This is a genomic window from Rhizobium acaciae (genome assembly GCF_025941625.1).
Classification (GTDB): domain Bacteria; phylum Pseudomonadota; class Alphaproteobacteria; order Rhizobiales; family Rhizobiaceae; genus Rhizobium; species Rhizobium acaciae.
Genome location: NZ_JAPCZO010000001.1, coordinates 17592 through 26983 on the forward strand (window position 1 = coordinate 17592; position 9392 = coordinate 26983).

The following is a 9392-nucleotide window of genomic DNA, read 5'->3' on the forward strand; positions in this document are numbered from 1 at the left end:
GCAGGCTGGTCATGATGAATCCGTCGAGCAGGTCGGGCAGGCGCGACCCCGATGTCACCATCCGTCGTATCCTGAAGGTCAACCATGCGGGCGAGTTCGGCGCTATCAGGATCTATGGCGCCCAGATCCTGGTGGCCCGGCGGCTGTTTCCCGACATCGTGCCGGCGCTTGAAGAGATGCGTCGGGACGAGATCGACCATTGCTGCCTGTTTCGCGCGGCGATGCCTGCAAGGAGCGCCAAGCCTTGTCGTGTCATGGCGTTCTGGAGCCTCGGCGGTTCTGTGCTTGGCCTCCTGACGGCGCTTGGCGGGCGCAACATGATCTGGATTTGCACCGAGGCGGTCGAAAGCACGGTCCATCGCCATCTCGAAGACCAGCTGGCTTTCCTTCCGCAGCGCGATCCCGGGCTTCATGCCCTCATCGCGTCGATCCAGGAACAGGAACTGGCGCATCTCAGGACGGCCGAAAACAGCCAGAAAGGGCGGGGCCTCAGCCACGCCCTGCTCTTGCCCGTCGTTGGTGCCCTTACCGATTTAATGATCTGGCTCTCCACATGGGGAGATTCGAGTTGGATGCGCGCCGAAATGGTGCGTGCGGGGAGGAGCTAGCTTTGTGGAGGACGGCGGCTTCCGCTGCCGGGTCTTGCTGTGATCGGATGACGGCTGGCTCACATGAATTAGGAACTTATCCTCAAGTTTGAGAAATAGGCCTGCGTTCCGATGTCGACGAACAGGCCGATGCGGCCGGCCGAAGGCGGTGACTTGGCCTTCGTTATCTCCAGAACCGTCTCGCCGTTTACGGACGCGGCGACGTGATCATCCTGAATCCGAAGTGTCAACTCTATCCATTCGCCGGGTCTGATATCGGCTCCGGCCTCATAGCGTCCGTCTGGATATTCCTCGCGCAGACGCTCGAACCGCCAATCAGGATAGGAGAAATACTGGACGGCCCGACGCGAGCGCGGAGGATTAGGCTCAAGCCGGAGACCATTCAGAGGCCTTAGGTAAACGGCTTCGAATCCGATTTCGGTTATGCGATAGGCGACCCCGGCGAATGCTCTTGCGTAGTCGGGCGCATCTGCTCGGAGCTCGCCCAGGATGTCGACCGAAATCTCGCCGTTCTCAAACTCGATCGGCAGTTCGAGAAACGTCGGCATGTCGATGTAGTCGATATTCGGGGTGCCTCGGGCCGTGCGCTCATCGAACGTCACGCTCAGAGCCGTCCGTCCGACCTTGTCTGCCGTCGCGACCTCGACTGATCTTGCTTTGGAACCCTGTGGCACCGTGGCGAGAACAAGGAGCATCGAAGCTGGATCACTCACACTCATCTCCTCCTGAGGACTTCCAATCGATCAGCCGATCGACGTTAGAATCGCCGCGCAAAGAAAGACATAGGATCGTAGCGATTGCCGCCATTGATTTTCAAAGCGCCTCTTCCAGATTTTGTTTGCATATCGGGCGGAACAGCGGCCGCTCCGCGTCCGGCCAGATCCAAAGGCCCGCTGACGGGATCGCGGGCTTTGATGAAGACGACTCCCTCATGCGCTATTCGACAAGCCCAAAGATAGGGCCGTAGCCGCCGTGCCAGGACCAGTCGTTACGGCCCATTTCAGGATTGTAAAGTCCGACGCCTCGTCCGCCATCGAGAAACAAGGCGTCGGGGCATTTCAGATGGTCGCGGAAGAGCCGTGCAAAATCGTGGAAATTCACCCCGTCTTCGCTGATCGCGAAACGAACCGCGCCACCGTCGCAGACGCCGACACCGCTGCGGCGGGTCCGGTCTGTCGAGCCGACGATGAAGATCGGGTTCAGCTTGTTGGCGATGACAAGCATCGGGCCGGATTGCGTGGCGAACCGCACCTTGGGCCGACGCTTCAGAAATTCATCCGTCGGCAGTATCGCAGCACCTGCTTCACCCAGAAAGAACACGCCGTTCGGCTTCTTATAGAAATTCGGCACCTGACCGGCGGAGCTTTCGGCCTTTGTCGTATTGGCGGGTTTCAATTCCCTGCCGTTTTCGACATAAAGTCCCATCGGCGAAAAATCGGCCCGGTACATCCCGGCGTTGACGGCGAAAGTCAGCGTTCGCCCCTCGGCGCGAACGGCTTCGGCAAGGCTTGAAAAAGTGCGGTATGGCGCGCCGTCGGCATTCTTCCAGAACAATCGCAGGTCGGCTTTGCCCGGTTCCAGCGTGCAGACGACGTATTTTGCCTCTTCGAAGCTTTCCTGCTCACATTGTTCGGCATGCGCCTGATGCAGGGATGTCATCATTGCTGCCAGCGTTATGGCCGCCGCGAGCACGGGATGTTTGAGATAGGTCATCTGTGCCACGTCCTCGCGCTGCTTACCATGTGCCTGACAAAGCCGTGCAGGCGAGCAATACCCCGGTCAAGATATTCGCCAGGAACAGGCGATAATTCACCTCCGGACGGGCAAGATCGATCCGCTGTGTCTGCCAGGCAAGATGGACGGCGATTGCCAGCATTCCGATCGCATAAGGCGGCGACATTTCCAATAGCCAGCCCCCGAGTGACCACGCGCCGACCGCCAGAGCATAGAACAGGCCGATCAAGGCCTTGCCGTGCCGGCCGAACAGGATTGCCGTCGATTTCAGGCCAAGGCGGGTGTCGTCCTTCAGATCGACATAGGCATAGATCGTATCATAGCCGATCTGCCAGGCGATGGCCCCGGCCCACATCAGCACGGCGCCAGCCGGGATATGTCCTGTAGCCTCGGCCCATGCCATCAGCATCCCCCAGTTGAACGCCGCGCCCAGGATAGCCTGGGGCCAGTGGGTGAAGCGTTTGCAGAGTGGATAGACGAAGACAAGCGGCAGGACACATATCGCGATGAGGCGCGTGTAGGGCGTCAGGAAAAACAGCAGCGAAGCCGCCAGTGCGAGTTCAACGGTCAGGAAGATAAAGGCCTGTAGCGTGACGATCTCTCCACTTGCCAGAGGTCGAAAGCGGGTCCGCTCGACATGGCCATCAAACTTCCGATCGGCGATGTCGTTGACCGTAGAACCGGCACTTCTCATCAGAAGAGCGCCGAGAGAGAAGATCGCCAATTGCCTGAGATCTGCGAGACCGTGCGATGCCTGGATAAGGGCGGCCCAGCACGGGAACAGCGTCAGCCATATTCCGACCGGGCGATCCACCCGCGCCAACCGCGTATATGGCCGCCATGCGGCCGGCAACCGGCGATCCACCCAGTCGCCACGGTGGATATCGCTGAGATCAGGGCGGCTCACAGTCGTCATGATGATCCAAATTCCCTGTCAGAATAGCCGTGAAGCCTCAGGTGCTGTCGCCATCGGCGGCGCCCAGAATAGGAATTTTTGCAGACACGGCAATAACCATCGGCTGCGATTGGTCACCGACCTTCCGCGGAAAATGCAGCTTCCTGTTCTTGTTGTGTTCACATATTTGCGATATGGATTCTTCCGATCTTGGAGCAGGGAGGAAAGATCATGAGCGTCTACGCAACCGTCGGTGCAATCGATTCCGTCAAATCGAATGGCTTTTATGATGCGACCCTGGCAACGATCGGATGGAGCAAACATCGGGAATTTCCCGGATGGAGCGCCTATTCCCAAGGCGGGAAGGGTGATGGTTTCGTTTTATGGGTTTGCAAGCCGATTAACGGCGAGCCGGCGAGCGCCGGAAATGGCTCGATGGCTGGTTTCATGGCCAAGTCTCACGCCGAGGTGGACGCTTTTTACGATGCGGCCATGACAAATGGCGGAGCGGACGACGGCGCGCCTGGTCTACGTCCGCACTACGGGCCGAACTGGTATTCCGCTTACGTGCGCGACCCGGCTGGGAACAAGATTGCTGTCGTCTACGACGGCTGAGGCCAGTTTGATTGCCGCAATTCGACGTCTCGGGACTACCAGGCGGTACGGGCGGTGCCGAGCGCGGTCGTATGAGAGGATGAGACCTGGGCGACGTGCGCCTTGAGCGACACGACGCAGTTTCCCGGAACGCTGAGATTGTGCGACGTCAAGTGTTTCAGCAATGTCTCGGCGTCGCGCTTTTCGGTTAGCGGAAATGTCACAGTCATGCGAGTTCTCCAACGAATAAACTGAGCATCTGCAAAAATTAATGTCTAAATTCTTTTGCGCTGCAACAAGAAAATTTTAACGATAAAATTAAAATCGATTAGCTTTCGGAGTGGCTATTTTAAAAATCGTTTGAAATCGGATTTGGGGCTTCTCCATGGATGCCTTGACTGCTTCGGCCAACTGCGAGGGAAGATGCCGTCAATGTGGGCATTGACCTATCCGCCCATCTGACCCTCGCAGCTTTCCTGCCGGTCGAAGTGAAGGCGTTTGGAGCGTCGTGAGCGTTGAGTGCTCTGGCTGACGTAAGATCGGGCGGTCATCTGCCGTTGCGGGCGGCCCAACTCCTGAGCCGTAGTCCGTTAAGCCTGATGAAACCTTCCGCATCGTGATGATCGAAGGCGATGGTGCTTTCTTCGAAGGTGACGAGGTCGGCGGAGTAGAGTGAGAAGGGGGAGGCGCGGGAGATGACCGAGGCGCTTCCCTTGTAGAGCCTGAGCGTCACTTCGCCGCTGACGAAAGCCTGGCTGTGGTCGATCAGCGCTTGCAGCATTTCCCTCTCGGGCGCGAACCAGAAGCCGTTGTAGATCAGCTCGGCGTATCGGGGCATGATCTCGTCCTTCAGGTGGGCGGCGACGCGGTCGAGCGTGATCGATTCAATGCCGCGATGCGCCGAAAGCAGGATCGTGCCTCCCGGCGTTTCGTATATTCCCCTCGACTTCATGCCGATGAAGCGGTTTTCAACGAGATCGAGCCGCCCGACGCCGTGCCGGCCGCCCAGTCCATTGAGCTCGGTCAGCAATGCGGCCGGCGTCATGGCCTTGCCGTTCACCGAAACCGGATCACCCCTCTCGAAACCGATGGTGATGATCTCAGGCGTGTCGGGAGCATCGACCGGATCGACCGTGCGCTGATAGACATGATCGGGCGCGACCTCCGCCGGATTTTCGAGGATCTTGCCTTCGGTCGAGGTGTGCAGCAGGTTGGCGTCGATCGAGAACGGCGCCTCGCCGCGCTTGTCGCTCGGCACCGGGATATGATGCTTCTCGGCATATTCCAGAAGCTGCATGCGGGAGCGGATGTTCCATTGGCGCCAGGGAGCAATGACCTTAATCGATGGGTCAAGCGCATTGACGGCCAGCTCGAACCGGATCTGATCATTGCCCTTGCCTGTCGCACCGTGGGCAATGGCATCCGCGCCGACCTCCCGGGCTATGTCGACCAGACGCTTGGCAATAAGCGGCCGTGCAATGGAGCTGCCCAGCAGGTAGTGCCCCTCATAGAGCGCGTTCGCCCGCAGCATCGGAAAGACGAAGTCGCTGACGAATTCCTCGCGCAGATCGACGATGCGGATGTCCTTGACCCCTGACATCTCCGCCTTGGCGCGCGCCGGCTCGAGCTCCTCGCCCTGGCCGAGATCGGCGGTGAACGTCACCACCTCGCATCCATAGGTTTCCTGCAGCCATTTGAGGATAATCGAGGTATCCAGCCCGCCCGAATAAGAAAGCACAATTTTCTCTATCTTCGTCATTTAGCCATCTCCATCTCGATGCTGGAACGATAGGCCAAGCTCTGCGCAATGAGCTTGCGAAGCATCCGCAAAATTGCGAAAGTTTGGCATATCATGCCATTCCAGCATGAATCGGAGCTATGAAATGCCAGTGATCCTGGACTCGATCGACCGCCATATCCTGCGCGTACTTCAGCGTGACGGGCGTATTTCGAATGTCGATCTGGCGCGGGAGGTAGGGCTGTCGCCTTCGCCGTGCCTGCGTCGCGTCCGGCTCCTGGAAGAGGCCGGTATCATCGATCGCTACGTTGCCGTGCTGGACCCTGCAAAGGTCGGGGCGGGACTGACGGTTTTTGCCCGCGTCTGGTTCAAGACCCAGGATGCCGAGGTCACGCTCCGCTTCGCCGAAGCCGTCCGGCGGTTTCCCGAGGTGATGGAATGCTACCTGACGACAGGAGAATGTGATGCCGTGCTTCGGATCGTCACCGCCGATCTGCATAGCTACTGGCGTTTTCAGGCCGATCACCTGACGCGCATTCCGAGCGTCCTCAGCGTCAAGACCGACGTGCCGATGGAGACGCTGAAGCGAAGCTTCGAACTGCCGTTGAGATAGGCGTCGTGCTCGATCCCTATCCCAGGGGAGAGGCGTTCCGGTTCCTTGCCAGCAAGACGAGGCCTGTGACCAGGAGCAGCATCATCACGGCATGGGTGATGTAATCGAGTGTGGTTTGCGGGCCGACGCCGATGGCGATGGTAAAGGCGCCGACGAGGGTGCCGAGGAGGGCGAAGGACTGGGCGGGGCGAGAGGATCACTCGACCTGGATATGAATATGGTCATCGTGGCGGGCGGCGCGGCAGCCTTGAAAGCGGACATGGCTGTCGGTGATGCCGAGCGCGTTCTTCAGATGCGGCTCGATGAAGATCTTCTGCAGGCCCAAACGCGCAACGCCTTCGCTCGTCAGCCAGCCGATCGCTGCCGATGTGCGCTGCTCCTCGATCCGATAGGCCGGAAACAGAGGCTGCAGCGCATCGAAGTTCCAGCGGGTGGTGAGCCAGTCGTTGCGCCCTTCGCATGGCAGTTCGTCGCCGGGGGCGGGTTGCTCGAAGGCGAAGTAGCCGATCGGGGAGCGGGTGGCGCCATTCAGGAAGGCACCGTCGGCATCCTTGTAATAATAGGCGAAGTCTAGCTTTTTGCCATCGGCATGCGACAGATGCGGCAGCAGCGGAAAGCCGTTCAAGAAGGGGAAATTCGCATCCAGCGCGACGGTGACGGTTCCGGGGAATTCCTTGTCCATGTGGGCGGCAAGCGCCTTTGCCAGATCGCGCACGTCTGGGGTGACGTAGTTGCGGTTCAGTAGGCAATAGATCGGGGAGCGGACCACGAGCCTGTCTGCAGCGTCGGCGACGCAGGAGAGGGCAACCCGCCCGAAGATCGGCGCGGCGAGGCTCGCGGTAAAGGTGGCGCCGGCATAACAAAGCAGAAAGATTGCAAACTTTGCCGGAAGCCGCCGCAAGCCCCAGCCGCGCGATGCGGCCAGCGCTACGAGATAGGCGATGCCGCCGATCTGCGTCAGCAGCGTCAGGATGAGAACGATCAGGGCGTGAAGGGCAAAACGGAACACGGGAAGGCCTTGCGGACGTTGTCGTTCCCATAGGCGAGGCGATGCTGCTGCGCAAGGCGGATGGCGGGGAAGTGCGCGGCTCATTTATGCCCTTCCTTTGAGTGCTTTGAATTGACAGGATCAATTATCTGACTAAAGTCAGATAATATGACTTACGATCCTGTCGCTCGTGTCCGTCGCTTCAACCGTGCCGTCACCTCCGAAGTCGGCGCTCTCGATACGTCGTTCCTCGGACGCGGTCGTCCGCTGGGCGCAGCCCGCGTTCTCAATTCGATCGGCCGGGGACAAACGGATGTTGCGGTGATCCGCGATTATCTCGGTCTCGACTCGGGGCTGATGAGCCGTCTGCTGCGCAGTCTGGAAGAGGAGGGGCTCATCGAGACGGTGCCGAACCCTCAGGACGCGCGTCGCCGCGTTGCCAGGCTGACCGAAACCGGCCGTTGCGAGTTTCAGGCTTATGAAGCGCTTTCCAATGCGCAGGCGAAATCGTTTCTGGCGCGCCATCGCCGCCCGGACGAACTGCTGCGCGCCATGGATATCGTCGCTTCTTCGCTGAGGCGTGAGCAGATCGTGCTCGAGGAGAAAGATCCGCGGCACGAGGACGCCAGCTATTGTCTCCGCGAATATTACGGCGAACTCGCGCGCCGCTTCGAGAAGGGTTTCGATGTATCGCTTTCTCGCGATCCTGACGCCAAGGATATGATCCGTCCGCGCGGTGCGTTCCTGGTGGCCATGTCGGATGGCCTGCCGATCGGCTGTGTCGGGCTGAAGGGCAATGGCGGCGAGGTTGCGGAGATCAAAAGGCTCTGGGTCGCCCCATCCGCGCGTGGCCTTGGGCTCGCAACGCGCCTTATGACGGCCGCCGAGAACATCGCCCGCGAGTTATCCATCAAGCTCCTGCGTCTGGATACGAATAGTGCTCTGCCCGAGGCAACGCAGCTTTATCGCGGAACCGGTTGGAATGAGATCGATCGTTTCAATGACGACCCATACCCGGACAGGTTCTTTGAGAAACGTCTTTAAGTGACGCTCGCTTTGAGCTGTCCAAATTAGGGGAGGCGCCGCTGTCCGGCGCCCTTCGCATGGCTCAGGGCGTTCGGCCCTGCGATCGATTCACTGGATCGATCGCTCCTGCTTCGCAGGACCGGGCCTCACCCCCTGCCGGTCAGGCGGCGAAGCGCTCCGTTATCGGGCGGCGGCGCAGGTTCGGCTGCGTTACCGCAGGCGGGTTATAGGCCGCTTCCAACGGGCCGGTGTCGGTGCCGGGTGGGACGATCGCGTCGATCCGGTCGAGGATTTCGTCCGTCAGGCTCACCCCGGCGCCGGCAAGCAGATCGTCGAAGTGCTCCATCGTGCGCGGGCCGATAATCGCCGAGGTGACGGCGGGATGGGCGATGGTGAAGGCCATCGCCATGTGCGCCAGAGAGAGCCCTGCCTGCTGGGCGAGCGGGATGAGCCGTTCGACCGCGTCCAGCCGGCGCTCGTCGTTCATCTGCCTGGGGAAGCGTTTGGCGCGGGCGCTGTCGGGTTGCGGGGCGCCCTTGCGGTATTTGCCGGTGAGCATGCCCATCGCCAGAGGGCTCCACACCATCGCGCCCATTCCGTAACGCTCGCAGGCGGGCAGCACCTCGCGTTCGATGCTGCGGTTGAGGATTGAATAGGGCGGCTGCTCGGTGCGGAAACGTGCCAACCCGCGGCGCTCGGAAACCCATTGCGCCTCGATAATTTCCGAGACGGGGAAGGTCGACGATCCCACGGCACGCACCTTGCCCGCCCGCATCAGGTCGGTGAGGGTCGATAGTGTCTCCTCGATGTCGGTATCGGGTGCCGGCCGGTGGATCAGGTAGAGATCGATATGGTCGGTCTGCAGGCGGCGGAGCGAATCCTCGACTGCGCGGGTCAGCCAACGGCGTGAATTGCCCTGCCGGTTCGGGTCTTCGCCCATCGGCAGATGCGCCTTGGTGGCGAGCACGACGTCGTCGCGCCGGCCCCTGAGCGCCTTGCCGACGATCTCCTCGGATTCGCCGCGGCTGTAGATATCGGCGGTATCGATGAAGTTGATGCCTGCATCGAGCGCCTTGTGGATGATCCGGATCGAATCCTCGTGGTCGGGATTGCCGGCGGTGCCGAACATCATCGCGCCGAGGCAATAGGGGCTGACCTTGATGCCGGTTCTTCCAAGCGTGCGGTATTGCATGGTC

General features: G+C 60.3%; 11 protein-coding genes. 4 read left to right on the forward strand and 7 right to left on the reverse strand.

All coding sequences use genetic code 11. The annotated features are described in order from the left end of the window. The first annotated feature begins 11 nt into the window (after window positions 1-11). Window positions 12-608, forward strand: coding sequence for a demethoxyubiquinone hydroxylase family protein (locus OLZ32_RS00115; RefSeq protein ID WP_264395009.1), 597 nt, complete (start codon window positions 12-14; stop codon window positions 606-608). A 68-nt stretch (window positions 609-676) separates the two neighbouring features. Here OLZ32_RS00115 and OLZ32_RS00120 read toward each other — a convergent pair whose 3' ends face one another. The 3 genes from OLZ32_RS00120 to ubiA form a co-directional block, all read right to left on the reverse strand. Next, a complete protein-coding gene (locus tag OLZ32_RS00120) occupies window positions 677-1303 on the reverse strand; it encodes a family 16 glycoside hydrolase (RefSeq protein ID WP_017988751.1) in 627 nt (208 codons plus the stop codon). A 241-nt stretch (window positions 1304-1544) separates the two neighbouring features. Next, a complete protein-coding gene (locus OLZ32_RS00125; protein ID WP_003540846.1) occupies window positions 1545-2321 on the reverse strand; it encodes a phosphodiester glycosidase family protein in 777 nt (258 codons plus the stop codon). Window positions 2322-2343: 22 nt separating this feature from the next. Continuing rightward, window positions 2344-3258 carry a 4-hydroxybenzoate octaprenyltransferase gene (ubiA, locus tag OLZ32_RS00130; RefSeq protein WP_264395011.1) on the reverse strand — a complete coding sequence of 305 codons (915 nt, stop codon included), beginning with the start codon at window positions 3256-3258 and terminating at the stop codon, window positions 2344-2346. Window positions 3259-3468: 210 nt separating this feature from the next. On the opposite strand from ubiA, the gene OLZ32_RS00135 reads away from it, so the two are divergent. Then, window positions 3469-3852: a VOC family protein gene (locus OLZ32_RS00135; protein WP_264395013.1), complete on the forward strand. Its 384-nt coding sequence runs from the start codon at window positions 3469-3471 to the stop codon at window positions 3850-3852. A gap of 35 nt (window positions 3853-3887) precedes the next feature. Here the strand turns inward: OLZ32_RS00135 and OLZ32_RS00140 are convergent, their stop codons facing one another. Both OLZ32_RS00140 and OLZ32_RS00145 read right to left on the reverse strand, forming a co-directional pair. Further along, window positions 3888-4061, reverse strand: a complete 174-nt coding sequence (locus OLZ32_RS00140; RefSeq protein WP_003540843.1) for a hypothetical protein — start codon at window positions 4059-4061, stop codon at window positions 3888-3890. Between the two features lie 317 nt (window positions 4062-4378). Beyond that, window positions 4379-5590, reverse strand: coding sequence for an argininosuccinate synthase (locus OLZ32_RS00145; RefSeq protein WP_264395025.1), 1212 nt, complete (start codon window positions 5588-5590; stop codon window positions 4379-4381). 124 nt (window positions 5591-5714) lie between these two features. Here OLZ32_RS00145 and OLZ32_RS00150 point away from each other — a divergent pair, with 124 nt between their 5' ends. After that, window positions 5715-6182 (forward strand): Lrp/AsnC family transcriptional regulator, encoded by a 468-nt coding sequence (locus tag OLZ32_RS00150; protein WP_264395027.1) that lies wholly within the window; start codon window positions 5715-5717, stop codon window positions 6180-6182. A gap of 196 nt (window positions 6183-6378) precedes the next feature. Here the strand turns inward: OLZ32_RS00150 and OLZ32_RS00155 are convergent, their stop codons facing one another. Continuing rightward, complete coding sequence (locus tag OLZ32_RS00155) at window positions 6379-7275, reverse strand: hypothetical protein (RefSeq protein ID WP_264395029.1); 897 nt, start codon at window positions 7273-7275, stop codon at window positions 6379-6381. A 63-nt stretch (window positions 7276-7338) separates the two neighbouring features. Between OLZ32_RS00155 and OLZ32_RS00160 the strand changes: the two genes are divergently transcribed. Further along, window positions 7339-8214 (forward strand): bifunctional helix-turn-helix transcriptional regulator/GNAT family N-acetyltransferase, encoded by an 876-nt coding sequence (locus OLZ32_RS00160; RefSeq protein ID WP_003540839.1) that lies wholly within the window; start codon window positions 7339-7341, stop codon window positions 8212-8214. A gap of 142 nt (window positions 8215-8356) precedes the next feature. On the opposite strand, the gene OLZ32_RS00165 is transcribed toward OLZ32_RS00160, so the two are convergent. After that, the gene (locus OLZ32_RS00165; protein WP_264395032.1) at window positions 8357-9388 is read right to left on the reverse strand and encodes an aldo/keto reductase; all 1032 of its coding nucleotides are present in this window, start codon (window positions 9386-9388) and stop codon (window positions 8357-8359) included. Window positions 9389-9392 lie beyond the last annotated feature (4 nt).